The sequence below is a fragment of the Streptococcus sp. HMSC062H02 genome, from assembly GCF_001813005.1.
GTDB classification, from domain to species: Bacteria; Bacillota; Bacilli; order Lactobacillales; family Streptococcaceae; genus Streptococcus; species Streptococcus oralis_S.
Window position 1 is genome coordinate 58,724 of sequence record NZ_KV811121.1, and the last position, 26,131, is coordinate 84,854.

The 26,131-nt window shown below is 42.4% G+C and carries 32 protein-coding genes; 21 read left to right on the forward strand and 11 right to left on the reverse strand.

What is annotated here, in order from left to right:
• Window positions 1-110: 110 nt before the first annotated feature.
• From HMPREF2885_RS05035 to pepF, 7 genes are read left to right on the forward strand one after another with little or no spacing between them, the layout of a single operon-like run.
• Window positions 111-581 (forward strand): DUF3013 family protein, encoded by a 471-nt coding sequence (locus HMPREF2885_RS05035; protein ID WP_070657344.1) that lies wholly within the window; start codon window positions 111-113, stop codon window positions 579-581.
• A 19-nt stretch (window positions 582-600) separates the two neighbouring features.
• On the forward strand, window positions 601-1,662 hold the full coding sequence (locus HMPREF2885_RS05040; protein WP_070657346.1) for a site-2 protease family protein: 1,062 nt from the start codon (window positions 601-603) through the stop codon (window positions 1,660-1,662).
• 1 nt (window position 1,663) lies between these two features.
• On the forward strand, window positions 1,664-2,092 hold the full coding sequence (locus HMPREF2885_RS05045; RefSeq protein WP_070657348.1) for an NUDIX hydrolase: 429 nt from the start codon (window positions 1,664-1,666) through the stop codon (window positions 2,090-2,092).
• The gene (locus HMPREF2885_RS05050) at window positions 2,089-2,490 is read left to right on the forward strand and encodes a hypothetical protein (RefSeq protein WP_045592520.1); all 402 of its coding nucleotides are present in this window, start codon (window positions 2,089-2,091) and stop codon (window positions 2,488-2,490) included. Before HMPREF2885_RS05045 ends, HMPREF2885_RS05050 begins: the two co-directional genes overlap by 4 nt.
• The gene (gene prmA, locus HMPREF2885_RS05055; RefSeq protein ID WP_045592519.1) at window positions 2,469-3,419 is read left to right on the forward strand and encodes a 50S ribosomal protein L11 methyltransferase; all 951 of its coding nucleotides are present in this window, start codon (window positions 2,469-2,471) and stop codon (window positions 3,417-3,419) included. Before HMPREF2885_RS05050 ends, prmA begins: the two co-directional genes overlap by 22 nt.
• 1 nt (window position 3,420) lies before the next feature.
• Entirely contained in the window at window positions 3,421-4,164 is a 744-nt protein-coding gene (locus HMPREF2885_RS05060) for a 16S rRNA (uracil(1498)-N(3))-methyltransferase (protein WP_045592518.1), read from the forward strand.
• Window positions 4,165-4,174: 10 nt separating this feature from the next.
• On the forward strand, window positions 4,175-5,971 hold the full coding sequence (pepF, locus tag HMPREF2885_RS05065; protein WP_070657349.1) for an oligoendopeptidase F: 1,797 nt from the start codon (window positions 4,175-4,177) through the stop codon (window positions 5,969-5,971).
• A gap of 91 nt (window positions 5,972-6,062) precedes the next feature.
• On the opposite strand, the gene HMPREF2885_RS05070 is transcribed toward pepF, so the two are convergent.
• A complete protein-coding gene (locus HMPREF2885_RS05070) occupies window positions 6,063-7,043 on the reverse strand; it encodes a hypothetical protein (protein ID WP_070657351.1) in 981 nt (326 codons plus the stop codon).
• A gap of 297 nt (window positions 7,044-7,340) precedes the next feature.
• On the opposite strand from HMPREF2885_RS05070, the gene HMPREF2885_RS05075 reads away from it, so the two are divergent.
• Complete coding sequence (locus tag HMPREF2885_RS05075) at window positions 7,341-8,009, forward strand: MIP/aquaporin family protein (RefSeq protein ID WP_000714821.1); 669 nt, start codon at window positions 7,341-7,343, stop codon at window positions 8,007-8,009.
• A 57-nt stretch (window positions 8,010-8,066) separates the two neighbouring features.
• On the opposite strand, the gene queF is transcribed toward HMPREF2885_RS05075, so the two are convergent.
• From queF to HMPREF2885_RS05110, 7 genes are all read right to left on the reverse strand, one after another.
• Window positions 8,067-8,558, reverse strand: coding sequence for a preQ(1) synthase (gene queF, locus HMPREF2885_RS10170; RefSeq protein ID WP_000082582.1), 492 nt, complete (start codon window positions 8,556-8,558; stop codon window positions 8,067-8,069).
• An 18-nt stretch (window positions 8,559-8,576) separates the two neighbouring features.
• Window positions 8,577-9,293: a 7-carboxy-7-deazaguanine synthase QueE gene (gene queE, locus HMPREF2885_RS10175; RefSeq protein ID WP_000196471.1), complete on the reverse strand. Its 717-nt coding sequence runs from the start codon at window positions 9,291-9,293 to the stop codon at window positions 8,577-8,579.
• Window positions 9,286-9,729 carry a 6-carboxytetrahydropterin synthase QueD gene (gene queD / locus HMPREF2885_RS05090; RefSeq protein ID WP_000464575.1) on the reverse strand — a complete coding sequence of 148 codons (444 nt, stop codon included), beginning with the start codon at window positions 9,727-9,729 and terminating at the stop codon, window positions 9,286-9,288. The genes queE and queD overlap by 8 nt, the downstream gene beginning before the upstream one ends.
• Window positions 9,729-10,382, reverse strand: a complete 654-nt coding sequence (gene queC / locus HMPREF2885_RS05095; RefSeq protein WP_000828763.1) for a 7-cyano-7-deazaguanine synthase QueC — start codon at window positions 10,380-10,382, stop codon at window positions 9,729-9,731. The genes queD and queC overlap by 1 nt, the downstream gene beginning before the upstream one ends.
• 200 nt (window positions 10,383-10,582) lie before the next feature.
• A complete protein-coding gene (gene trxA, locus HMPREF2885_RS05100; protein ID WP_001029576.1) occupies window positions 10,583-10,897 on the reverse strand; it encodes a thioredoxin in 315 nt (104 codons plus the stop codon).
• 15 nt (window positions 10,898-10,912) lie between these two features.
• Complete coding sequence (locus tag HMPREF2885_RS05105; protein ID WP_000570247.1) at window positions 10,913-11,134, reverse strand: DUF4649 family protein; 222 nt, start codon at window positions 11,132-11,134, stop codon at window positions 10,913-10,915.
• A 99-nt stretch (window positions 11,135-11,233) separates the two neighbouring features.
• Complete coding sequence (locus HMPREF2885_RS05110) at window positions 11,234-11,614, reverse strand: MarR family transcriptional regulator (RefSeq protein WP_000120821.1); 381 nt, start codon at window positions 11,612-11,614, stop codon at window positions 11,234-11,236.
• Between the two features lie 195 nt (window positions 11,615-11,809).
• Between HMPREF2885_RS05110 and HMPREF2885_RS05115 the strand changes: the two genes are divergently transcribed.
• Together HMPREF2885_RS05115 and HMPREF2885_RS05120 are read left to right on the forward strand one after the other, a co-directional pair.
• Window positions 11,810-12,184: a CidA/LrgA family protein gene (locus tag HMPREF2885_RS05115; RefSeq protein ID WP_000781325.1), complete on the forward strand. Its 375-nt coding sequence runs from the start codon at window positions 11,810-11,812 to the stop codon at window positions 12,182-12,184.
• A complete protein-coding gene (locus HMPREF2885_RS05120) occupies window positions 12,181-12,876 on the forward strand; it encodes an LrgB family protein (protein WP_001288935.1) in 696 nt (231 codons plus the stop codon). Before HMPREF2885_RS05115 ends, HMPREF2885_RS05120 begins: the two co-directional genes overlap by 4 nt.
• A 31-nt stretch (window positions 12,877-12,907) precedes the next feature.
• Here HMPREF2885_RS05120 and HMPREF2885_RS05125 read toward each other — a convergent pair whose 3' ends face one another.
• From HMPREF2885_RS05125 to HMPREF2885_RS05135, 3 genes are read right to left on the reverse strand one after another with little or no spacing between them, the layout of a single operon-like run.
• Complete coding sequence (locus tag HMPREF2885_RS05125; RefSeq protein ID WP_049500123.1) at window positions 12,908-13,636, reverse strand: hypothetical protein; 729 nt, start codon at window positions 13,634-13,636, stop codon at window positions 12,908-12,910.
• Window positions 13,637-13,651: 15 nt separating this feature from the next.
• Window positions 13,652-14,347: an ABC transporter ATP-binding protein gene (locus HMPREF2885_RS05130; RefSeq protein ID WP_000173187.1), complete on the reverse strand. Its 696-nt coding sequence runs from the start codon at window positions 14,345-14,347 to the stop codon at window positions 13,652-13,654.
• A gap of 4 nt (window positions 14,348-14,351) precedes the next feature.
• Entirely contained in the window at window positions 14,352-14,717 is a 366-nt protein-coding gene (locus HMPREF2885_RS05135; protein ID WP_000119117.1) for a GntR family transcriptional regulator, read from the reverse strand.
• Window positions 14,718-14,857: 140 nt separating this feature from the next.
• Here HMPREF2885_RS05135 and nrdR point away from each other — a divergent pair, with 140 nt between their 5' ends.
• From nrdR to HMPREF2885_RS05190, 11 genes are all read left to right on the forward strand, one after another.
• Entirely contained in the window at window positions 14,858-15,331 is a 474-nt protein-coding gene (gene nrdR / locus HMPREF2885_RS05140) for a transcriptional regulator NrdR (RefSeq protein WP_001203678.1), read from the forward strand.
• Complete coding sequence (locus HMPREF2885_RS05145; RefSeq protein ID WP_070657353.1) at window positions 15,332-16,495, forward strand: DnaD domain protein; 1,164 nt, start codon at window positions 15,332-15,334, stop codon at window positions 16,493-16,495.
• On the forward strand, window positions 16,496-17,392 hold the full coding sequence (dnaI, locus tag HMPREF2885_RS05150; RefSeq protein ID WP_000446485.1) for a primosomal protein DnaI: 897 nt from the start codon (window positions 16,496-16,498) through the stop codon (window positions 17,390-17,392).
• Window positions 17,389-18,102, forward strand: a complete 714-nt coding sequence (locus tag HMPREF2885_RS05155; RefSeq protein WP_070657355.1) for an NADPH-dependent oxidoreductase — start codon at window positions 17,389-17,391, stop codon at window positions 18,100-18,102. Before dnaI ends, HMPREF2885_RS05155 begins: the two co-directional genes overlap by 4 nt.
• Before the next feature lie 13 nt (window positions 18,103-18,115).
• Window positions 18,116-19,426 (forward strand): ribosome biogenesis GTPase Der, encoded by a 1,311-nt coding sequence (der, locus tag HMPREF2885_RS05160; protein ID WP_070657357.1) that lies wholly within the window; start codon window positions 18,116-18,118, stop codon window positions 19,424-19,426.
• A 227-nt stretch (window positions 19,427-19,653) separates the two neighbouring features.
• Window positions 19,654-20,520, forward strand: a complete 867-nt coding sequence (locus HMPREF2885_RS05165; RefSeq protein ID WP_070657359.1) for a TPM domain-containing protein — start codon at window positions 19,654-19,656, stop codon at window positions 20,518-20,520.
• A gap of 160 nt (window positions 20,521-20,680) precedes the next feature.
• On the forward strand, window positions 20,681-21,277 hold the full coding sequence (locus tag HMPREF2885_RS05170; protein WP_000812473.1) for a LemA family protein: 597 nt from the start codon (window positions 20,681-20,683) through the stop codon (window positions 21,275-21,277).
• Window positions 21,278-21,409: 132 nt separating this feature from the next.
• Window positions 21,410-21,700, forward strand: a complete 291-nt coding sequence (locus tag HMPREF2885_RS05175) for a hypothetical protein (protein ID WP_000415957.1) — start codon at window positions 21,410-21,412, stop codon at window positions 21,698-21,700.
• 144 nt (window positions 21,701-21,844) lie between these two features.
• Entirely contained in the window at window positions 21,845-22,600 is a 756-nt protein-coding gene (locus HMPREF2885_RS05180) for a DNA alkylation repair protein (protein ID WP_070657360.1), read from the forward strand.
• Between the two features lie 130 nt (window positions 22,601-22,730).
• Entirely contained in the window at window positions 22,731-25,244 is a 2,514-nt protein-coding gene (gene secA, locus HMPREF2885_RS05185) for a preprotein translocase subunit SecA (protein WP_001284115.1), read from the forward strand.
• 79 nt (window positions 25,245-25,323) lie between these two features.
• Window positions 25,324-26,131, forward strand: an 808-nt coding sequence (locus tag HMPREF2885_RS05190) for a 3-deoxy-7-phosphoheptulonate synthase (protein WP_070657362.1), incomplete at its 3' end; no start/stop codon positions are given.

The window sequence follows — 26,131 nt, forward strand, 5'->3', positions numbered from 1 at the left end:
TCCTTTCTAACATGGATTTTCTGATGTATATGTGGTAAGATGGTAGTATCTATTTTAGCATATTTCCGAGCAATCGGGGCGATTAAAGAATCGCATAGAAAGAGGACAAAATGGCAACATACGGATTTTTAGATGTTTTACAGGAAGAGTTGGACAAGAACTTTCCCTTTGACTATGAGATTAGCTGGGATAAGCGCAACCACGCGGTTGAAGTGAGTTTTCTTCTAGAAGCGCAAAATGCTGCTGGTGTAGAGATGGTGGATGAGGACGGAGAAGTTTCGTCAGACGACATTCTCTTTGAAGAAGCGGTACTCTTTTACAACCCTGCTAAGTCAACTGTCAATGAGGAAGACTATTTGACAGTTATACCTTATCTGCCAAAGAAAGGATTTTCTCGTGAATTTTTAAACTATTTTGCTCTATTCCTCAAAGACACTGCAGAGGTTGGGCTGGATACGCTCATGGACTTTTTGGAAGACTCAGAAGCAGAAGAGTTCGTCATGGAATGGAACCAAGAAGTCTTTGAAGAAGGGAAAGTCGGCTTGGAAGAAGGAGAGTTTTATCCTTATCCGAGATACTAGAGACTAGGGGAGAAAGTATATGAAGAAAATAGGCTTGTCTTTTATTTCTGGTCTGTCCTTTGTTTTTTTGATGCTAGGATTTGTTTTTGGGACGATTGCCTTTAAAGAGTTAGATTTTTCTTTAGTCTTTATTCCAGGCTATCTATTTACTTTTCTCAGCATTTATCTGATATTTATCCTTCATGAGCTAGGTCATGCATTTTGTGGTTACCTGACAGGCTATCGCCTGGTGGCTTTTGGATTAGGAAACTTTCTTTTGACCAAAAAGTCAGGCAAGTTTCATCTGAGTCGAACAGCCGTTCTGAAAAATGTTGGTGCTCAGTATATTGGATTAAAAGAAGATGAAAGTGATCAAAGAATCATCCTGATGCTTGCAGGAGGCTTGATGGTTCATCTTGGTTTGATTTTATTGGCCCTATTGTATGGAATTTTGACAGCTAACTGGTATTTTGCAGCTACTTGGATTTGTCTAAATCTATCTTTTCTTCTCATCAATGCTAAGCCAGTTGGGATTACCGATGGAGCAAAAATTTGGGAATTGCTACAACATCCTGAAAATACCAAATACGCCTACCTGGTGTTGAGGCATTCTGCCCAGACCTTGCTAGCTCCTCAAGAATATGATTTGAAAGACTTTATCATGCCTGTTGATGAGAATGCGAGAGGGAGTTTTGCAGAAAGTGTTCTAATTTTTCAGGGACTGGTTTTCATATTCGATAATCAGATAGAGGCTGCCAAAAAACACTTTCAGTCTTTATTAGATAAAACAGATAATCCAATGTCTCAAACTCTTTCCCAATTATACCTTCTTCACATTGCCTTGCTAGAAGGAGATCATGAAAAAGCGGAGCAATATGCATGTAATCGAGGAGTCAAAGCCTTCTTATCTCTAAAAATGACAGATACACAGATCATTCAAGCCTGTTATCAATTTCTGGTAAAGAAAGATATGGATCAGACTGACAAGGCTATAAAGATTGCTAGAAAAAACATGAGGACCAGCCGTTTGGTGCGAGACGAGAAACGTTATTATGAAAACTGGTTAGCAGAGTTAGAGGAAGAATTAGCCGAAGGAGTCTGATATGGAAATAGAAATTTCTGATTTTACAGGTTGCAAAATTGCCCTCTTTTGTGAGGATAGGATTTTAACTATCTTGCGTGATGATAAGGCAAGCATTCCTTGGCCCAATATGTGGGAATTGCCAGGTGGCGGACGAGAGGGTGATGAAAGTCCTTTTGAGTGCGCGGCGCGCGAAGTTTACGAAGAATTAGGAATTCATCTGACTGAAGATTGCCTGCTTTGGGGTAAGGTGTATCCAAGTATGCTTTTTGAGGGGAAGGAATCCGTCTTTCTAGTTGGTAAGTTAACGCAGGAACAGTTTGACAAGATTGTCTTTGGTGATGAAGGGCAGGGCTACAAACTGATGAGCGTTGAGGAGTTTCTTGGCTCAGATAAGGTTGTACCCCAGTTGCAGGATAGGGTGAGGGATTATATGGAGGAAATAAAATGATTTTTGCAATTGCAACAACGACGTTAAACAAGGAAGTTAAACGCAAACTAAAAACAGGACAATATTCTAGAGAAGAAGCTACATTCATCTATTTGGAATATTTAAAGTTAAAGAAGCAGAGAGAGAGTGGTATGAAAGTAGCTGGGATTTCTATGGCTGTTATCTGGGGGCTGCTGTATGTTCTGTCTTTACAAGGTGAGAATAATCAAACACTTTCATTTTCAGAATATTTTTTGTTTCTGATACTGTTTGAAGGAATTGTTCTATTTGTTTATTATCTTACGTTTGGTATTTTTAAACAGCAGATTCATAGCGCAATGAAAGAACACTACACAGATGTGATTGAGGAATTCAAGAAAAATAAGGAAGATTCAAAATGGAAACATGGCAAGAGTTAAAAGTTACAGTGAAGCGTGAGGGAGAGGAGCTGGTCTCCAATCTCTTGATTGAGCTGGGGGCGCAAGGTGTTGCGATTGAAGACAGCATGGACTATGTGGGGAATGTCGACCGTTTTGGTGAGATTTTCCCAGAGGTCGAGCAACATGAAGAAATCGTAGTGACCGCCTACTATCCTGATACGGTTGATGTAGCAGTGGTTGAGGCAGATTTGCAGGCTCGCCTGGCAGAATTAACTGATTTTATGGATCTAGGAGAGGTCAAGATGGGCACGACTGCCTTGGCTGAGGAAGACTGGGCAGACAACTGGAAGAAATACTATGAGCCAGCTCGCATCACTCACAACTTGACCATTGTGCCGTCCTGGACGGACTACGAGGCGGCTGCTGGAGAAAAGATTATCAAGCTGGATCCAGGCATGGCTTTTGGGACTGGAACGCATCCAACGACCAAGATGAGCCTTTTCGCCTTGGAGCAGGTTCTTCGTGGCGGCGAAACGGTGCTTGATGTAGGAACTGGTTCAGGTGTTCTTTCTATTGCCAGCTCGCTTCTGGGTGCCAAGGAAATCTTCGCCTATGACCTGGATGATGTGGCGGTTCGTGTCGCTCAGGAAAATATCGAGCTCAACCCTGGCATGGAAAACATCCATGTTGCTACTGGAGATTTGCTCAAGGGTGTGGAGATTGAAGCAGATGTCATTGTGGCCAATATCTTGGCGGATATTCTCATTCATCTGACAGATGATGCTTATCGTTTGGTCAAGAACGAAGGCTACCTGATCATGAGTGGGATTATCAAGGACAAGTGGGACATGGTGCGCGAGTCAGCTGAGTCAGCTGGATTTTTCCTTGAAACCCACATGATTCAAGGGGAATGGAATGCCTGTGTCTTTAAGAAGACCAAGGATATTTCTGGTGTGATTGGAGGCTAGCATGCAGCAGTATTTTGTCAAAGGCAGTGCAATCTCTCCTGTAACTATCGAGGACAAGGAAACCATCAAGCATATGTTTCAGGTCATGCGGCTGAAAGAAGAGGATGAGGTGACCTTAGTCTTTGATGATGGCATCAAGCGCTTGGCGCGCGTGCTGGATGTGGAAGCATGTCAGTTTGAATTGGTCCAAGAATTAACTGACAATGTGGAACTGCCCGTTCAAGTCACCATCGCATCAGGCTTTCCCAAGGGAGACAAGCTGGAGTTTATCACTCAAAAAGTGACGGAACTAGGAGCTAGCCAAATCTGGGGCTTTCCTGCCGATTGGTCGGTTGCCAAGTGGGATGGCAAGAAATTGGGTAAAAAGATTGAAAAACTAGAAAAAATTGCCCTTGGAGCAGCAGAACAAAGCAAGCGTAATATCGTCCCAAGTATTCAGCTTTTCGAGAAAAAAGCAGATTTTCTAGCCCAGCTGGATCAGTTTGACTCTATCATAGTAGCCTATGAAGAATCAGCAAAAGAAGGAGAAGCTACTGCGCTCTTACAAGCAGTCACTGGTCTTGAAAAAGGAGCCAAATTGCTCTTTATCTTTGGCCCAGAAGGCGGTCTTTCACCTGCAGAAATTGAAAGTTTTGAAGCCGAAGGAGCCGTCTTAGCAGGACTTGGTCCAAGGATTCTTCGAGCGGAAACAGCCCCGCTTTACGTCTTATCTGCCCTTAGTGTTTTAGTAGAATTAGAAAAATAAGAGGAAGAAAATGGAACAAAAACACCGTTCAGAATTTCCAGAAAAGGAACTTTGGGATTTAACAGCCCTATACCAAGACCGTGAGGATTTCTTGCGTGCAATCGAGAAAACGCGAGAGGATATCAATCAATTTAAACTTGATTACAAGGGCAATCTTCATACTTTTGAGGATTTCGAGAAGGCCTTTGCGGAATTGGAACAAATTTATATTCAGATGAGCCATATTGGCAATTACGCCTTTATGCCTCAGACGACCGATTATAGTAATGAAGATTTTGCTAATATTGCCCAGGCTGGGATGGAATTTGAAACAGATGCCAGCGTAGCCTTGACCTTCTTTGACGACGCCTTGGTGGCAGCAGACGAGGAGGTCTTGGACCGTTTGGGTAAATTGCCTCACTTGACGGCAGCCATTCGTCAGGCTAAAATCAAAAAAGCCCACTATCTAGGGGCTGATGTGGAGAAAGCTTTGACCAATCTCGGTGAAATCTTCTACAGTCCACAGGACATATACACCAAAATGCGAGCTGGGGACTTTGAAATGGCTGACTTTGAAGCCCATGGCAAGACCTACAAAAATAGCTTTGTTACCTATGAAAATTTCTACCAAAACCACGAGGACGCTGAGGTTCGTGAGAAATCTTTCCGTTCTTTTTCAGAGGGACTCCGTAAGCACCAAAATACGGCTGCGGCAGCCTATTTAGCCCAAGTCAAGTCTGAGAAATTGTTGGCAGATATGAAGGGCTATGACTCAGTTTTTGACTATCTTCTGGCTGAGCAAGAAGTTGACCGTGCCATGTTTGACCGCCAGATTGACCTCATCATGCAAGAATTTGCGCCAGTTGCTCAGAGGTACCTCAAGCATGTTGCCAAGATCAATGGTCTTGAAAAGATGACCTTTGCAGACTGGAAATTGGACTTGGATAGTGCTCTTAATCCTGAAGTGACTATTGACGACGCCTATGATTTGGTCATGAAGTCAGTAGAACCTTTGGGGCAAGAATATTGTCAGGAAGTTGCTCGCTATCAAGAAGAGCGCTGGGTAGACTTCGCTGCTAATAGTGGCAAGGATTCTGGTGGTTATGCGGCGGATCCGTATCGCGTGCACCCTTATGTCCTCATGAGCTGGACTGGTCGTTTGAGTGATGTCTATACCTTGATTCATGAAATCGGACATTCTGGTCAATTTATCTTTTCAGACAATCACCAAAGCTACTTCAATGCCCACATGTCAACCTACTATGTCGAAGCGCCATCAACCTTCAATGAATTGCTTCTCAGTGATTACTTGGAGCACCAGTCTGATGACCCACGTCAAAAACGCTTTGCCCTTGCCCACCGCTTAACAGATACCTACTTCCATAATTTCATCACCCACCTCTTGGAAGCAGCCTTCCAGCGTAAGGTTTATACATTGATTGAAGAAGGAGAAACCTTCGGAGCAAGCAAACTTAACAGCATTATGAAGGAAGTCTTGACGGATTTCTGGGGAGATGCTATTGAAATTGACGACGATGCTTCTTTGACTTGGATGCGCCAGGCCCACTACTACATGGGCTTGTATAGCTACACCTACTCAGCCGGACTTGTCATCTCGACTGCGGGTTACCTTCATCTGAAACATTCAGAAACTGGAGCTGAAGACTGGCTCAATCTCCTTAAATCTGGCGGTAGCAAGACACCGCTTGAGTCAGCCATGATTATCGGAGCCGATATCTCAACGGACAAACCACTCCGTGATACCATCCAGTTCTTGTCAGACACGGTTGACCAGATTATCGCCTACAGTGCAGAGTTGGGAGAGTAAGGGTATCCAGTGTCGGATTTAAGACGGTTTATCGATAAGATGAATACACAAAAATCACCTGTTTGAGGTGATTTTTTCATGCATTGAAGATTTATTCAAATTTTCCTTTATTGGCTTCATTTGAAGCCTTCATGCTAATTTGTAAAAGGTTGGCGAGATTTTCATTATCAAGGCTAGCTTCACCATTATTATCCACTTTTATGGCAAGGTAATGGGTGTTACGATCAAGATAATCCATTCCCTCTAAGTCTACGTAGTTGTTCGCTTTAAAATCAAGCGCCGCTAATTGATAAACAAATCGAATATTTAGAGCTTTGCCATAGTCTGTTTCAAGAACCTTTTGTTGTTCTTCCACCAGTCCTTGAAAGAATTCGAGATTGTCTGTGTGATAGGATGCTTTGACTTCGTATTGGTAAGTATCTACAGCTGGGGACATAAATTTCAAATAAACCAGGTCGCCTTCTACCTTATAGTCCTCAAGAGTATAGGCACCTGCTTTTCCTAATGCATTGGTGTTGACCTTGAAAAACATAGGTGCATAAATTTTGAGAGGATATTTTTCTCCTTTATATTCAAATACGGTATCATTTGAAAAATTCGGACGGATTTTAGTTAACTCAGGGACTAAATATTCGTTCCAAATCTTATCAAATAACTCTTCTTGATTGCTAGCACCCGCTGATTTCACAACTAGGTCAAGATTTTCTTGATTGACAAAGACGGCATCCACTAATTTGAGGGCTGTTTGAACCTTAGGATCCGAAATTTCCTTTTTCTTTTTTTCAAGATTCTCAGCCGCCTCTTTCGTGCGATCTAAAGTTTTATTAAATTGACTGCCACTGTTTGTTTCAACAAAGGTTCTCTCATAGTTGGTAGGTTCAACTTTGGCATTCCAGTCAAATGAAGCAGCAGGACCAGTTACATCTTTCTTATGGTAGGTTCTTGTCTCTGTATTTGTAGTAGCTTTTGTATTGCTTGTAGCAGTGGTTGATGGTTTAGATGAACAGCCGACGAGGCCAAATGCTAAAATTGTAGCAGTGGTTAGAAAATAAACTCTAAACTTTTTTCTCATGGTAGTCTCCTTTGCCAAGAACATTTATTGTATAGTATCAATTATACCATTCTCTTCATTCTTTTGCATGAATTACTAGAAAAGGTATGATTGAGGGATGTATTCTTTTAAGCAAGTATTTGAAAGCTTCTGACATTCTTGAAGGATAAGCAGAAAAAGAGTTTTATTATTTTCTCTTGTAGTAGTCTTTTTTAGAATTCTAATGGGCTTTCTACAAAAACTTTCCAGTCAATTTTCTTGAAACCCTTTCCTTCTTTTGATAGACTAATACATAGTTTGAAAAAAAGGAGACTTATCATGAAAAAATTTGTTGCTGAATTAATCGGTACATTTATGCTTGTGTTCATCGGAACAGGAGCTGTTGTTTTTGGAAATGGTCTTAATGGCCTTGGACACCTTGGAATTGCTTTTGCCTTTGGTTTGGCAATCGTGGTTGCAGCTTTCTCAATCGGAACTGTTTCAGGTGCTCATTTGAACCCAGCCGTTTCGATTGCTATGTTTGTAAACAAACGTTTGTCATCTTCAGAACTTGTAAACTACATCCTTGGACAAGTAGTTGGAGCTTTCCTTGCGTCAGCTGCAGTATTCTTCCTCTTGTCTAACTCAGGCATGTCAACTGCTAGTCTTGGTGAAAATGCCTTGGCAAAAGGTGTCACTGTCTTTGGTGGATTCTTGTTTGAAGTCATCGCAACTTTCTTGTTTGTCCTAGTTATCATGACTGTAACATCAGCAAGCAAAGGCAATGGCGCAATCGCTGGTTTGGTGATTGGTTTGTCATTGACAGCCTTGATCCTTGTGGGCTTGAACATTACTGGACTTTCAGTTAACCCAGCTCGTAGCTTGGCACCTGCTGTTTTGGTAGGTGGCGCAGCCCTTCAACAAGTATGGATTTTCATCCTTGCGCCAATCGTTGGTGGCGTTCTTGCAGCCCTTGTTGCGAAAAACTTTCTTGGAACAGAAGAATAATTGAAATTCAAAAAGCCTTGCTCCTCAGTTTGAGGAACAGGGCTTTTTCGTATCTGTTTAACGGTTGTCAATTTTCTCTGGATAAAGGTCGTGTTGAAAGAGGCGTTGTTCTGCCAATCCTTCATACTTAGTTCCAGGTCTACCGTAGTTGTAGTAAGGGTCGATTGAAATGCCACCGCGCGGAGTGAATTTTCCCCATACCTCTAAATAGCGAGGGTCTAGCAAGTTGACCAAGTCTTTCCCTATGGTGTTGATACAGTTTTCGTGAAAATCCCCATGATTTCGATAGCTAAAGAGGTAGAGTTTGAGGGATTTTGACTCGACACAGAGCTTGTCAGGAATGTAGGAAATATAAATCGTCGCAAAATCTGGCTGAGCCGTAATAGGACAAAGCGAGGTAAATTCAGGACAGTTGAATTTGATAAAATAGTCATTTTCCACATGACGATTGTCAAAGGATTCGAGGACTTCTGGTTGATAGTCAAAAATGTAGTTGGTTTCTTTGTTGCCGAGAAGGCTAAGGTTTTTCATTTCTTCTTGTTGTGACATGATTTTTTCTTTCTAATCTTAAACACCACGTTGGTTGTCGTAGAGGAGAGTATGGAGTTGAGGAAGGACGCGGACATTGCCCCAGCTATCGTCAGTAGCGACGCGTTCCCAGAGTTCTTTGAGACGGTCCAGTTGGTCTTGGACAATATTACCTGTAGCCTTGGGCTCAGGATTTCCAGCTGATAAGAAGAGGACATCTGGTTGGTAGCGCTCTTGAATCCCTTTGGCAAAGGCCAAATCGTTATCGTCAAATACAGGGATTTTAAAGGTGACCTTGTCTGGATCTAGTTGGGAAACGATAAAGTCCAAGGTCTCAAAGTTGACTTCCATCTTTGATGAAGGAGGTTTAGGACTCAGAGTGACTTGGTCGATATCTTTTAACCAATTTTGCCAGCGAGAACCTTGAGTCTCAACTGCCAGAGTGACACCACGTTCTTTGAGCTTGGTGACGAGTTGAGCCATGTTAGCTGCTAAGATTGCGGGATTTCCGCCAGATAGGGTTACATAGTCGTAGGTTCCTAATTTATCCAAGGCAGCAATAACCTCGTCAGCTGTCATGCGAGTAGGCTTCTCAGAACCATCCCAAGTAAAGGCAGAGTCGCACCAGTCGCAATGGTAGTCGCAACCAGCAGTTCGGACAAACATGGTTTTCTGCCCGATAGCACGGCCTTCGCCTTGAAAGGTAGGGCCAAAAATTTCCAGAACAGGTAGTTTGAGGACACGTTCCCTAGTCATCTAACCACTCCCGTCTAAACTCTGCAAAGGCAGTCGGAGTTTCATAGAGGCGAACGTATTCCAAACGGAGACCGCGCTCGTCAGGCAACTCTTGACTCATGGTTTGGAAAATCCAGTAAACCATATTTTCAGCAGTCGTGTTCATATAAGGCAGAGTTTCATTGAGATAGCGATGATCCAAATGGGGCTCTAAGTAGTTCTTGTAGATGGCTTTGATATCTCCGAAATCGTAGGTCATGCCCCGTTCATCTAAAAATCCACTGACAGCGATTTGTAAATGATAAGTGTGGCCGTGCAGGGACTTGCATTTTCCCTCATAGTGAAAGAGGTGGTGGGCAGCATCAAAGGTAAATTCTTTTGATACCAAGGTTCTGTGAGGATTGTAGACCAGAGACTCGCCAGTTTCTTGTTTGATTTCTTTGGGTGCAAAAAACATTAGCCCTCTCCTTTCTGTGAAAGATAAACATCTAGTCCATGCTGACGTAGATGGCAGGCTGGGCAATCTCCGCAGCCACTACCGATAATCCCATTGTAGCAGGTTAAGGTCTTCTCACGAACGTAGTCAAAGGCACCAAGTTGGTCGGCTAACTCCCAAGTTTCAGCCTTGTCTAGCCACATGAGAGGTGTTTGGATAACAAAGTCGTAATCCATGGCAAGGTTGAGAGTAACATTGAGGGATTTGACAAAGACATCCCGACAATCAGGGTAGCCTGAGAAATCTGTCTCGCAGACACCTGTCACGATATCTTTAATGCCTCGTTGCTTGGCAAGAACTGCCGCAAAGGACAGAAAGAGGTGGTTGCGGCCGTCAACAAAGGTATTGGGAACCTCTCCCTCTTTTTGCTCGATCTCCAGATCAGAGGTCAAGGCATTTTCAGTGATTTGCCCCAGCAGAGACATATCTAAGATGTGATGACGAATGCCTTGTTCCTTAGCGATTTCTTGGGCAACTTGAATTTCGAGATGATGGCGTTGGCCGTAAGCAAAGGTGACAGCTTCGACTGTTTCATAGTGTTCTTTAGCCCAAAAGAGGCAGGTTGTGGAATCTTGACCGCCACTAAAGACGACCAAGGCTGATTGACGTTTCATAGTACTCCTTCCAAAATGGGAAATGTTCAGAGCACGCAAAAAGCTCCCATGAGGGAGCTAAAAAATACCAAGTAGAGGTTTTTTTTAGCGATGGCATGTCCCAAACATCGTAATATTCTACCTACAGTCTAGCATATTTTTTGAAAAATGGCAAAGGGCAAGAAAAAAGAGACCAATAAAGTACTTGGTCTCTCGTGTGATTAGCTCAATTCAGCAACGATAGCCTTGATTTGTTCTGCAGTGTGAACACCAGCAACTTGTTTTACCACTTGGCCGTCTTTTTTGAAGAGAAGGGTTGGGATAGACATGATTCCAAAAGCACGAGCTGTGTTTGGATTTTCATCAACGTCCATTTTAACGATTTTCAAGACATCTTCTGAAAGTTCTTCAGACAATTTGTCCAAGATTGGACCTTGCATACGACATGGACCACACCAAGCTGCCCAGAAGTCTACCAAGACCAAACCGTCTTTTGTTTCTTGTTCGAATGTTGCATCTGTAATTGCTTTTGCCATTGTATTTCTCCTTTTTTAGTTATATTGGCTTAAATCTTGTTTCATGAGATAGAAGAAGACATCTCCATAAGTCCCATGGTAGTCCAAATCATGACCGTTGTAAGTTAATTTTTGGACTGGGTAGTAGTCTGCGAGGCCGATAAGGCAAGCTTGTTGTGAACGATCAAAGTCGTCATAAGATTCGAACGTTATAGTTCTTTCGTTCTTGCTGGCATCTAGATAGGTAATTTCAATCATTTTAAAAACTCCTTTGTTTAATGATGACTTTATTTTACTCCTTGTAAAAGAGAATGTCAAGAAAAATGATTGCGCACGCAACTTTTTTCTAAAATCATCTTAAATCAAGAAATCCAAACCTGTTTCCAAGCTTTCTTCGACAGCCTTCTGTAGAGAGGCCAGTGTCTTTTGCCCATCACTTGTCAGGCAGATAAAGCTAGAACGTCTATCTTGATCACAACACATGCGACTAAGTAGACCGCAATTTTTGGCTTCCAAGCGAGCCACCATCCGAGAAACAGCGCTCGGGCTCAGATGAAGTTTATCTGGCAGGTCAATCTGGCGTAGAGATTTTTCTTGGGCCAAGTCCAGATAGTAGAGCAGGTAAAACTCTTTCAAGGTCAGACTTTGGTCACTCTGCTGGGCAATGGTCTCTTCCAAGAGACCTTCAATTTCTTTCTGACGACGATTGAAATCAAACCACTTTTCCAAATAGCTCATTGCTTTCTCCTTTCTTTTCAAAGTAAAATCACAAAGTCATTACTGACTGTCTCTACAACACAAGATGATTGCGCATGCAATGATTATACTACTTTTAACTAATCCTTGCAAGAGAGAAGAATTGCGATATTTCCTTGAAATTTTCTGAAAAAAGAGTAAACTGGTATGCAAGAAGTCTATTTCGTGGAGTTTAGGATGAAATTATATGTTCAATTAATGATTCTCTTTGTGATTTCTCTTATCGGAGAGGGAATTTCTAGTTTCTTTCATCTGCCCATCCCAGGCAGTATTATCGGTTTGATTATTCTCTTTCTAGCCTTACAGTTCAAGTGGCTAAGGACCAGACATGTCAACATGGTTGGAAATTTCTTGCTGGCCAATATGACCATTCTCTTTTTGCCGCCAGCAGTGGGTATCATGGAAAAGTTTGATGTGATTGCCCCTTATCTTTTACCCATCGTCTTGATTGTCTTTTTTGCGGCTGTCATCAACATTATCCTTATTGCCCTAGTGGTTCAGTTTATCAAGAGACGATTTGAGGGAGATTATGAGAAAGGAGATGCCAAATGAGCGAATTTGTATCCAATCCTCTGTTTGGGATTGCATTATCTATCCTAGCTTATCTAGTGGGGATGTTGATTTACAGACGTTTTCCCCATCCCTTGACAACACCCCTGCTTTTGTCAGCCATTTTTATCATTATTTTCCTTAAGGCGACGGGTATTTCTTATCAAGATTACTACCAAGGTGGTGTTTATCTGAACAACTTGATAGTCCCATCGACCGTAGCTCTAGGGATTCCGCTTTATAAGAGTTTTCATCTGATGAAGCACCATGCACGGAGTATTCTCTTTGGTAGTCTGCTAGCAGTAGTTGTCAACACTAGCTTCACTGCCATAGTGGCGAAAATCTTTGGCATGGACTTTTTCCTAGCCATTTCTCTCTTTCCCAAGTCAGTGACAACCGCCATGGCGGTGGGAATCACAGAAAAATTGCAAGGTTTGACGACTGTGACCTTGGTCGTCGTAGTGGCGACTGGGATCTTGACCAGTGTTATCGGTCCAACCCTTTTGAAGTGGTTGAAGATTGACGATCCAGTGGCTGTCGGACTCTCCCTTGGAGGGACAGGTCATGCTGTCGGAACGGGAACAGCCTTTCGATACGGCTCAGTAGCAGGAGCCATGGGTGGCTTGGCTATCGGTGTCACTGGTATTCTCTACGTCTTTGTCAGTCCCATCGTAGCCAGTTTGATATTGAGTTAAAGAAAAACCCAGCTTTCTAGCTGGGCATTTTTTATTGCAAATTAACCTTGTTTTTCAAGATGTAGTAGGTTCCGAGATAGTAGATAGCTGATAAAAAGAGATCGCGTAAGATTTCTGTACCAGCCATTACGTTATAGTCATTGTCAACTCTTAAGAAGAGAGAAACATAACCAATAACGATTGAAATAACGATATAGGCTAGAATCCCCATAGCTGTTCGATACTCGTTAAAGAGTTGCCCGATAGAGATGGAGAGGTAAATGGATAAAATCCATGCGATTGAACCGACAAATAGTGATAGGGCATACAGCCAGCCGTAGCTGATGTAATTGGAAATGAAGTCATAGAGGATAGTGAAGTCTTTTTCAACTGGTGTTAAGAAGAAGATAATCAATATACTCAAGATAAAGACGACACAACCTAAGATGTACCAGACAAGGGCACTGAAGAGTTTTGCGGTGATGATTTGGTGCTCTGAGACAGGTAGGGTTAGGGTCAAGTACCCTTGGCGGTCATAAACACTACCTTTGAATCTTCGGATGATTAAAAAGATTGTTGCAATCAAAAGAGTGACGCTGAGTCCTCCAAAGACTAGTACTAAAAAGAAGATGAAATAAGCAGAATTGTTAGGATTGTAACTCTGGCTAAGACTGCTAATAAAAGCTCCAAGCAAAACTGAAATTGCAAGCACAGCACCGTAGAGTGCCAGATACCACTTATTGACATTTTTAAATTCATAACGAACTAGATTCCAAAACATAATAATCTCCTTTGCTTAGGCTTTAAATTCCTGGCGGAAGAGCTGGTCAATTGATTCACCTGACTCGTAACGAATATCATCAACATTTCCTTGGCGGACGACTTTCCCGTCTTTGAGGAAGATGATCTCATCCAAGATTGGCTCAATATCTGAAATCAAGTGGGTTGAAATCAGCACCGTAGAGGTTGGGGAATAGTTGTTGATGATGGTATTAAGGATATAATCACGGGCAGCTGGATCCACGCCTCCGATTGGTTCGTCCAGAACGTAGAGGCGGGCTTCACGGCTCATAACCAGGATGAGTTGGACCTTTTCCTTGTTCCCTTTTGATAGTTTCTTGAGGCGACTGTTTTCATCAATACCGAGATCGGCTAAAAGGTGTTGGGCTTTTTCGAGATTGAAATCCTGATAGAAGGTTTTAAAATAGGTTAGAGCATCCTTAACCTTCATCTCTTCATTGAGGTAGGTTGTGTCTGGCAGATAGGAAACGATCGCCTTGGTAGCAGGACTTGGATCCTGTCCATTAATGAGAACACGTCCTTTATTTGGTTGAAGGAGGCCATTGATCAGTTTGATTAGGGTTGTTTTCCCGGATCCGTTTGGTCCAAGGAGCCCGACAATCTTTCCGGCTGAGATCTCTAGTGAGATATTGTCAAGTGCCGCAGTTGCTCCATATGATTTTGTTACATTTTCAAGTGCTAGTAGTGTCATAGTCTTAAACTCCTTTAATATAGTCGCTTAATACATTTGGCAGTTCTTCTTTTTTGTAGCCAAATTGGAGCATGCAAGAGACGAATTGTTGCAGTTGCTCCTCGGAAAGTTGTTTGCGGGACTGAAGGATGAGGTCCAAATCCTCGGTGACAAATCGACCAGTTGTCCGCTTGCTATATACAAATCCTTCACGTTCGAGGTCAGACAAGGCGCGCTGAATGGTATTGGGATTGACCCCAGCCTCGCTCGCCAAATCTCTCACGGTAGGGAGCTGTTGATTGGGTTCCAGTTCATGGGAAACAATCTGTAATTTGATTTTTTCCATAATCTGTAAATAAATCGGTTTTGTATTATCAAATGACCAGGACATCATAGTCTCCTTTCTTTTCCTTTATTGTTCTAATCAAATAATACAATAAAACAAAAAACTTGTCAAGTAAAAATAAGAATTGTTTTGGGAATTGCTCAAAAAATGGTATAATGAAAAGAAAACGACAAGGAGGGAAGTGCATGCGTTGTCCAAAATGTGGGGCTACCAAGTCTAGTGTTGTTGATAGTCGACAAGCCGAAGAAGGAAATACCATCCGCCGAAGACGTGAGTGCGACGAGTGTCAGCATCGTTTTACAACCTATGAACGAGTAGAAGAAAGAACGCTGGTTGTCGTCAAAAAAGACGGTACGCGAGAGCAGTTTTCAAGAGATAAAATCTTTAATGGGATTATCCGCTCAGCCCAGAAACGTCCTGTGTCAAGTGATGAAATCAACATGGTGGTCAATCGCATCGAGCAAAAACTCCGTAGTCGCAGTGAGAATGAGATCCAAAGTGAATATATTGGGTCCTTAGTCATGGAAGAATTGGCAGAGCTTGATGAGATCACCTATGTTCGTTTTGCCAGTGTTTACCGTAGCTTTAAGGATGTGAGTGAGTTGGAGAGTCTGCTTCAGCAGATCACCCAGTCCTCTAAGAAGAAAAAGGAAAAATAGATGAAACCAAATGACCGTTTTTCTTTTCTAAAGAATAATCGGGTGTCGCAAGATACCTCTTCTCTGGTGCAGTGCTACCTCCCGATTATCGGTCAGGAGGCACTGAGCCTCTATCTATATACCATTACCTTTTGGGATGGTGGGCAAAAGGAACACCTCTTTTCCCATATCCTCAACCACTTAAACTTTGGCATGCCGACCTTGCTCCAATCCTTCAAAGTCTTATCTGCCTTCGATCTGTTGACCCTTTATCAGAAGGAGAATGTCTATGAATTACAGCTTCATTCTCCCCTTTCCAGTCAAGAATTTCTAAGTCATTCTGTCTATAGCAGATTATTAGAGAAAAAGATTGGGGATACAGCTGTTTCTGCTATGAAGCAGACTCCAAGTGAGGGAGAAGCACTCTCTGTTTCTTTGAGCCAAGTCTTTCCAACCCTGACTGAAGAAGTGACACCAAGCGAGTCTAAAAGCAAGTTAAAAAATGATTTTGACTTGGAACATTTCCAGCGTCTGATGGCTCGAGATGGCTTGCGTTTTGAAGACGAGCAGGCGGATGTTTTGGAATTGTTCGCCATTGCAGATGAAAAAAAATGGACCTGGTTTGAAACCTATCAATTAGCTAAGGCGACAGCTGTAGCTCAGGTTATTTCTGTCAAACGCATGCGTGAAAAGATAGCACAAAAACCAGCTACTTCTGACTTTAGCCCCAAAGAAATGACCATTATCAGGGAAGCCAAAAATAAAACTCCCCTGCACTTTTTAGCCGAAATCAAGCAAACGCGTAAGGGGAACATCACCCAAAGTGAAAGAGAACTCCTTCACCAGATGGCGTCTTTAGGCTTGTTGGATGAAGTCATCAATATCGTCTTGCTTCTAACCTTTAACAAGGTTGATTCGGCCAATGTCAATGAGAAATATGCCATGAAGGTCGCAAACGACTATGCCTATCGCAAGATTCGGACAGCAGAGGAAGCCGTGCTTCGGATTCGAGAACACCAGCAAAAAGGGCAAGAAGACCAAAAATCGAAAACGAACTCGACTAAGACAAATGTTCCCAAGTGGAGTAATCCAGAATATAAAAATCAAACCAGCGAGGAAACTCGTCTGGAACTAGAACGTAAAAAACAAGAAATGTTAGCCCGATTAGAAGAAGGAGGAGACTAGATGGAAAGTGTGGGTGACGTTATCAAACGTCAGACAAGTCGTTTTCAGTATCAGGACTTAGTCCAGCAGATTATGAAAGACCCAGATGTGGCGGCTTTTATCCAGAAAGAATCCCTCAGTCCAGAGGAGTTGAATCGTAGCATCTCCAAGTTCAACCAATATATCACAGAACGTGACAAGTTTCTTCGTGGGGATGCGGACTATATAGCGCGTGGCTACAAGCCTATCTTGGTTATGAATCACGGTTATGCGGATGTGTCTTATGAAGAAACACCAGAACTAATCGCGGCAGAAAAAGAGGCTGCAATTAAGAATCGTCTCAAATTGATCAATCTACCAGCCAGTCTCAAGAAAGCGAAGTTGGCTCAGATTGACCTGGATGATCTAGGACGATTACCGATTTTTGAGAGACTCTATGCCTTTGTTGACCTTTACCCTAGTATCCGAAAAGGTCTCTATCTTTACGGAGATTTTGGTGTCGGTAAGAGTTTCATGATGGCGGCCTTAGCTCATGACCTATCTGAAAAACGTGGAGCATCAACGACGATTCTCCACTATCCAAGCTTTGTCATTGATGTGAAAAATGCCATCGGTGAAGGATCAGTGAAGACCTTGGTGGATGAGATCAAATTAGCAGAAGTATTGGTCTTGGATGATATTGGTGCAGAGCAGTCGACACCTTGGGTGCGTGATGAGATTCTTCAAGTCATTCTTCAGTACCGCATGCAGGAAGATTTGCCGACCTTCTTTACTTCCAACTTTAATTTCCAAGATTTGGAAAAACATTTTGCCAAAGGAAAGAATGGAAATGACGAGACTTGGGAAGCTAGACGGGTCATGGAACGAATCCGTTATTTAGCTGAGGAGACAAGACTAGAAGGAGAAAATCGCCGATGACAGAAACCATTAAACTGATGAAAGCCCATACTTCAGTTCGTCGCTTTAAGGAGCAAGAAATTCCTCAAGCGGACTTGGACGAGATTTTGACTGCTGGACAAATGGCGTCATCTTGGAAAAATTTCCAATCCTATTCTGTGATTCTTGTACGTAGTCAAGAGAAGAAAGATGCCTTATATGAATTGGTTCCTCAGGAAGCCATTCGCCAGTCAGCAGCCTTTTTGCTCTTTGTTGGTGACTTGAATCGAGCGGAAAAGGGAGCAAGCCTTCATACGGACACTTTCCAACCTCAAGGGGTAGAAGGTCTCCTTATCACGTCTGTGGACGCTGCGCTTGCGGGGCAAAATACCTTGCTTGCAGCAGAGAGTCTGGGATATGGTGGTGTTATCATCGGTTTGGTTCGTTACAAGTCAGAAGAAGTGGCAGCGCTTTTTAACCTACCTGACTATACCTACCCTGTTTTTGGGATTGCCCTTGGCGTGCCAGATCAACAACACGAGGTCAAACCAAGACTGCCTTTGAACCAAGTGGTATTTGAAGAGGAATACCAAGAACAGCCAGTAGCGGCGATTTTGGACTATGACAAAGTACAGGCAGACTATGCTGGTGCGCGTGCGACGACCTCTTGGAGTCAACGTTTGGCAGAGCAGTTTGGTCAAGCTGAACCTAGTTCAACTCGGAAGAATCTAGAACAGAAAAAGTTATTGTAGAAAGTGAGAAAACATGGCCTTACCAACTATTGCCATTGTGGGACGTCCCAATGTTGGGAAATCAACCCTATTTAATCGGATCGCTGGTGAGCGGATCTCAATCGTAGAAGATGTCGAGGGCGTGACACGTGACCGTATCTATGCAACGGGTGAGTGGCTCAATCGTTCCTTTAGTATGATTGATACGGGAGGGATTGACGATGTCGATGCTCCCTTTATGGAACAAATCAAGCACCAGGCAGAAATCGCTATGGAAGAAGCGGATGTCATCGTCTTTGTAGTTTCTGGGAAAGAAGGGATTACAGATGCGGACGAGTACGTAGCTCGTAAACTTTATAAAACCCATAAACCTGTTATCCTTGCCGTTAACAAGGTTGACAACCCTGAGATGCGAAATGATATCTTTGATTTCTATGCGCTAGGATTGGGTGAACCACTGCCAATTTCGTCTGTCCACGGTATTGGTACGGGTGATGTGCTGGATGCTATTGTGGAAAATCTACCACACGAAGTTGAAGAAGAAAATCCAGACGTGATTAAATTTAGCTTGATTGGCCGTCCTAACGTTGGAAAATCAAGTTTGATTAACGCTATTTTGGGAGAAGACCGCGTGATTGCTAGTCCAGTATCTGGAACAACGCGTGACGCCATTGATACCCACTTTACAGATACGGATGGACAAGAGTTTACCATGATTGATACGGCGGGTATGCGTAAATCAGGTAAAGTCTACGAAAATACAGAAAAATACTCTGTCATGCGTGCCATGCGTGCCATTGACCGTTCGGACGTAGTCTTGATGGTTCTCAATGCCGAAGAAGGTATTCGTGAGTACGACAAGCGTATCGCAGGTTTTGCCCACGAAGCGGGTAAAGGAATGATCATCGTGGTCAACAAATGGGATACTCTTGACAAAGACAACCACACCATGAAAAAATGGGAAGAGGATATCCGTGAGCAGTTCCAATATCTGCCTTACGCACCGATTGTCTTTGTTTCAGCTCTTACCAAGCAACGACTCCACAAACTGCCTGAGATGATCAAGCAAATTAGCGAGAGTCAAAACACCCGTATCCCATCGGCAGTCTTGAACGATGTGATTATGGATGCCATTGCTATCAATCCAACACCGACAGACAAAGGAAAACGCCTCAAGATTTTCTACGCAACCCAAGTGGCAACCAAACCACCAACCTTTGTCATTTTTGTCAATGAAGAAGAACTCATGCACTTCTCTTACCTGCGTTTCTTGGAAAATCAAATCCGCAAGGCCTTTGTCTTTGAAGGAACCCCGATTCATTTGATTGCAAGAAAACGCAAGTAAGCCTTGCTTATTTTTCAATAAGAATAACTGAAAAGAAGACTAGTCTGTCTTCTTTTTTTCTATAAAATAGGTGAAAAAATCCTGTCAAATCGAAGGAAAAATCTGTCATCAAAGTTCAATCATTTTTATGGCTTTTGTAACCTATTTGTAATGAAATTGCACTTTTTTTGTAAAAATCAAAATGCTATAATTCCTTAAATCAATTTTCCTTTATCAGGGAGGTTATTATGAAAAAAGGCAGATTATTTAAACATAGTTTGTTGGTTCGCTTGCTTGGACTGCTGATGGTCTTTCTCTTCTTGTCAGCATTCACAGCACCTGAAAAACCTGAGTACGGGATCTATGACCCGGATCACTATCTAACGGATGAGACTATAAGTCAAATTCGAGAATTGAATAATGTCAATAGTAAAAAATCAGAAAAATTCCAGATGGGTGTTTACGTTGTGAAAAGCCTAGATGGAGAAACAATCGAGACTGTAGCCAATGAAACAGCTAGGGCTTGGAAGATTGGCTACTCGGGAGATAATCACGGTGTCTTGATTGTGGTAGCAGTCCAAGATAGAAAATCACGGATTGAAACCAGTAATAATGTGGCCAGTAAGATCACTGACTATCAGACTCACAGGTTCTTGACAACAGCACGTCCTTACTTTAAAAATGGTGACTATAACAAGGGTGTTCTCTCAATAGTCAATAATCTCAACTACATGTTCTATAGTGGATCGAGTACGACTGCTTCAAGTTCTAAAAGTAGTTACGACTATACTACCAACTCTAGTCGCTTAAGGGAACTTGAAAGGTATGCTGGTGAGAGTAGTTCTTCGAGACGTCATCGAAAAAGCAGTTCGAGCGACGGAGTTATCGTATTTGGAGTTCTCATTTACTTCATCGTGATGATTATCGGATTTCTATTTGGTGGTCGTGGTTCACGTGGAGATGATTCTGGCGGTGGCTGGTGGGGCAGTGACTCATCAGACTCAGGTTCCTCTTGGTCTGATTCAGGTTCTTCTTGGTCTGACTCAGGCTCCGACTCATCTGGAGGCTGGGACGGCGGTGGCTTTGATGGTGGCGGTTCGTCTGATGACTGGTGAGTGATCATATATTGCACAAACCGATTTTTCCATACAGTAAGGTGACTCCTTTGCAAGAGTTCACTCCTTAATTAAAAATAAAAACAAAGTTTGGGAAATTGATTTAAAATCTGAGTATTTTCTCAGAAAAGTTGATAAAAGAAAGTGTTAAGGTTTTGATATGAAACAAAATAAAGTAATTCTCTCAATAGTGGCGATCTTTTTTGGACTACTAGTTCTGGGAAGTTGTTCCGCAGTGACGACCTATAATGGTCTGGTTGGTGAACAGACTAAAGTGGAGCAGGCTCAGGCCGATGTTTCGACAGCCCTCCAACGTCGTTCGGACTTGATTGGTAACTTGGTGGAGTCCGTTAAAGGACAAATGAATCATGAAACCGAAGTCTTTACCAAGATTGCGGATGCTAGAGCTAAAATCGGTAGTAGCTCAGTGACATCGGAAGAAAACCAAAAGGCTCAGGGAGAATTGAGCTCTGCTCTTTCCCGCTTGATTTCCTTGACGGAGAATTATCCAGAGCTCAAGAGCAATCAAAATGTTGAGCAACTAATGGTCGAACTTTCAGGCAGTGAAAATCGTATTTTTGTAGCACGCAAGGACTATAATAAGGTTGCAGCTGAGTACAATCAAAAGTTGAGAAGTTTTCCAACCGTGCTTTTTGCGAATATGATGAACTTTAAAGAAGCTGAAACCTTTAAAGAAACAGAAGAAGCCAAGACAGTTCCTAAGGTCGATTTTGGAACATCTTCATCAAGTCAATAAAGTGAATCAGCCTGTGAATAAAGGAATTTCTCTAGTAGGACTAGTGATTTCAAATCCGAACCTGGAAAGCTTTTTCCAGGTTTTTTTGGTATAATAAAAGGGAAGAGACAGTGACTCAAATGGAGGTTTGCTATGGAGAAAACAAAAGCCTTTCTTGAAGCGCACTACAAGAGATATATTCTTACGATTTGCCTTCTCTGGTTCCTCATGTTTTTCCTTCCTTGGGATTGGCAAATAGGAGGAGTTTCAGTATATTATTTCGTTATGAAAAAACTCTTTGTGGTTTTTGGAGTTTTATCCATCCTATACTCCGTGCTGATTAAAAAAATCAGTCTTCTCATCTTTGGCATCATCTTTTGCTTGGCCTTCTGGATCAATCTCTTTTGGTATTTTGGGATATTGCCTATATTCTTGGGAAATTAAACATTAACAAATGAAGGACCAGACTAGCTTCTAGTCCTTTTCTCTTTCTTGTTAAAATAGTTGGAGATATGAAAATATTTTTGTTGACGGACTGTCTGTATGATATAATAAGTCCCGTAAAATGAAGATTAAGGGATTTGAAAAATGGCTAAAAAAGTAAAAGATTATTATGACTTGGCTTATGCTAGGGATTTGAGTCGACGGTTGCAAGAAGCGTCCCCTGCATTTGATGAGCGAAAGTTTAGGTTGTTGGTAGAAAAAGACTTGGAAGAGTTGGAGTTTAGCCAGCGTCAAGAACTCTTGGCTAAAAGTATCAAAGATTGCCTTCCCCTATCTTATGAGGACTCTCTCAAGGTTTTTGAGAAAATTTTGGGTCCCGAGTTGGAGGGTGGTTTAGGTATGTTCTCAGAAGGATATTGGCTTTGGCCAATCGGAAAATATGTAGAGCTATATGGGGACAAGGAATTTGAATTGAGCGCGGCCTTTAGTAAGGAACTAACCAAGCGATTTACTGGAGAATTTTCTATGAGACCTTTGCTGGCTCGCTATCCTAAGGCTACAATGGCTTTGCTGTTAGAATGGAGTCGGGATGAAAATTTGCGCGTTCGTAGACTTGCCAGCGAATGTATGCGTATCCGTCTGCCTTGGGCTAAGAAACAAACCGTGGTATTGGATTATTTTGAGGAGTTTACCACTATTCTGACCGATCTAAAAGATGATAGAGACAAGTCTATTCAAAAAAGTGTAGCCAATAATCTAAATGATTTGTACAAGGAAGATCCTGATAAGTTTGAAAAGATACTTCAAACTTGGCAAAAGGAGGATTTGAGTCCAAGTTGTGCCTGGGTCATCAAGCATGCCTCACGAACAAAAAACAAAAAAATAGCAACAGAAGATTGATGCAAAAAAAGCTGAATTTTGACTGGTCTTTTCCGTTGTAAATTAAGGATTCTTTCTTGAAAAATAATGGTAAATATGCTAAAATTAAAAGAACATTCTAAAATATTCAGAATAAAAAGTAAGGAAAATCATGGCTAATATTTTAAAAACGATTATTGAAAATGATAAAGGAGAACTTCGTCGTCTGGAAAAAATGGCTGATAAGGTTCTTAACTATGAGAGCCAAATGGCTGCAATGTCAGACGAAGAACTAAAAGCGAAAACTGACGAATTTAAAGAACGATACAACAAGGGTGAATCACTTGATTCATTGCTATATGAGGCTTTTGCAGTAGTTCGTGAAGCTGCAAAACGTGTCCTTGGGCTCTTCCCTTATAAGGTTCAGGTCATGGGTGGGATTGTTCTTCACCATGGTGACGTTCCAGAGATGCGTACGGGTGAAGGGAAGACCTTGACAGCGACTATGCCAGTGTACCTCAATGCCCTTGCAGGTAAAGGGGTTCACGTAGTTACAGTCAATGAATACCTAACAGAACGTGACGCGACTGAAATGGGTGAATTGTACTCATGGCTCGGTCTGTCAGTAGGGATCAACTTGGCAGCAAAATCTCCAATGGAGAAAAAAGAAGCTTATCTTTGCGATATTACCTACTCAACCAACTCAGAGATTGGTTTCGACTACCTTCGTGATAACATGGTCGTTCGTGCAGAAAACATGGTGCAACGTCCACTCAATTATGCCTTGGTCGATGAGGTTGACTCTATTTTGATCGACGAAGCTCGTACACCATTGATCGTTTCAGGTGCCAATGCAGTTGAAACAAGCCAACTCTACCATATGGCAGACCACTTCGTGAAATCTTTGGACAAGGACGACTATATCATTGACGTTCAGTCTAAGACGATCGGTTTGTCAGACTCTGGTATTGACAAGGCAGAAAGCTACTTCAAACTAGAAAATCTCTACGACATTGAAAATGTAGCTCTTACTCACTTTATCGACAATGCCCTCCGTGCCAACTATATCATGATTCTCGATATCGACTATGTGGTTAGTGAAGAGCAGGAAATCTTGATCGTCGACCAATTTACAGGTCGTACCATGGAAGGTCGTCGTTACTCGGATGGTTTGCACCAAGCGATCGAAGCAAAAGAAGGTGTGCCAATCCAAGATGAGACCAAGACTTCAGCTTCTATTACCTATCAAAACCTCTTTCGTATGTATAAGAAATTGGCAGGTATGACAGGTACTGGTAAAACAGAAGAAGAAGAATTCCGCGAAATTTACAACATTCGTGTTATCCCAATCCCAACCAACCGTCCAATTCAACGTATCGACCACTCAGACCTTCTCTATGCAAGTCTTGATGCGAAATTTAAGGCTGTAGTTGAAGATGTAAAAGCTCGTTACCAAAAAGGTCAGCCGGTCTTGGTAGGTACAGTTGCCGTTGAAACGAGTGACTTCCTTTCTAAGAAATTAGTAGCAGCAGGTGTTCCTCACGAAGTCTTGAATGCGAAGAACCACTATAGAGAAGCGCAAATCATCATGAACGCTGGTCAACGTGGTGCTGTTACCATCGCAACCAACATGGCCGGTCGTGGTACCGACATTAAGCTTGGTGAAGGAGTTCGTGAGCTTGGTGGGCTTTGCGTTATCGGTACTGAGCGCCACGAAAGTCGCCGTATTGATAATCAGCTTCGTGGACGTTCAGGTCGTCAAGGAGACCCAGGTGAGTCACAATTCTACTTGTCTCTTGAAGATGATTTGATGAAACGTTTCGGTTCAGAACGTTTGAAAGGTGTCTTTGAACGTCTGAATATGTCTGACGAAGCCATCGAATCTCGCATGTTAACCCGTCAAGTTGAAGCAGCTCAAAAACGTGTCGAAGGAAACAACTACGACACTCGTAAACAAGTCCTTCAATACGACGACGTTATGCGTGAACAACGTGAGATCATCTATGCACAACGTTATGATGTCATTACTGCAGATCGTGACTTGGCACCAGAAATCCATGCTATGATCCGTCGAACAATTGGCCGTATCGTGGATGCACATGCACGTTCGAAAGAAGATGAAAAATTGGAAGCGATCTTGAACTTTGCTAAGTATAACTTGCTTCCAGAAGATTCAATTAGCCGTTCAGACCTTGCAGGTTTGTCAGACCAAGCTATCAAAGATGAACTTTTCCAACGTGCCTTGAAAGTCTATGACAGCCAAGTTGCTAAGCTTCGTGACGAAGATGCAGTGAAAGAATTCCAAAAAGTCTTGATTCTACGTGTTGTAGACAACAAGTGGACAGACCATATCGATGCTCTTGACCAGTTGCGAAATGCTGTTGGTCTTCGTGGATATGCCCAAAACAACCCTGTTGTAGAATATCAAGCAGAAGGTTTCCGCATGTTTAACGACATGATTGGATCGATTGAATTCGATGTGACCCGCTTGATGATGAAAGCACAAATCCATGAACAAGAACGTCCGCAAACTGAACACAATATCAGTACAACTGCGACTCGTAATATCGCAGCGCAGCAGGCAAGCCTTCCAGAAGATTTGGACTTGAGCCAAATCGGACGGAACGACCAATGCCCATGTGGATCAGGTAAGAAATTCAAGAACTGTCATGGTAAGAGACAATAATATGAGATAAGATACAGGCGGATACCTGGTAAAAATCATTTTTTGCTTGGTGTCCGTTTGCTTTATAAGGAGATGAATCATGGTATTTAAAGCTAAAAGTCCTAAAATTAACATTGAAGAAGTTCGCGCCTTGTCTAAATTAGAGGGAGCGGCTCTTGCGAGAAAAAATCAACGTGATCAGGAATTGGAAGCCATCATCCGTGGGGAAGACCAGCGTATTCTCTTGGTGATTGGACCATGTTCATCTGATAACGAAGAGGCGGTTCTTGAGTATGCCAAGCGTCTATCTGCTTTGCAAGAAGAGGTCAAAGACCGTATTTTTATGGTCATGCGTGTCTATACAGCTAAACCTCGTACCAATGGAGATGGCTATAAGGGCTTGATTCATCAACCAAATGCGACAGAAGCTCCTAGCTTGATCAATGGGATCAAGGCTGTTCGTCAGCTACACTACCGTGTGATTACCGAAACGGGTATGACAACAGCGGATGAGATGCTTTATCCTGAAAATCTTCCGCTGGTGGATGATTTGATTTCTTATATGGCTGTTGGAGCTCGTTCTGTAGAGGATCAACAGCACCGTTTTGTAGCGAGTGGAGCAGACTTTTCAACAGGATTTAAAAATCCAACATCTGGAAATCTCAATGTCATGTTTAACGGGATTTACGCAGCGCAAAATAAACAGAGTTTCCTTTTCCTCGGTAAAGAGGTGGAAACAACGGGAAATCCATTGTCCCACGCCATTCTTCGCGGTGCCTTGAACGAATACGGGAAAAATATTCCCAACTACTACTATGACAATTTGATGGATACCATTGATCAGTATGAAAAGATGGGCTTGGAAAATCCCTTTATTATCATCGATACCAATCATGACAATTCAGGCA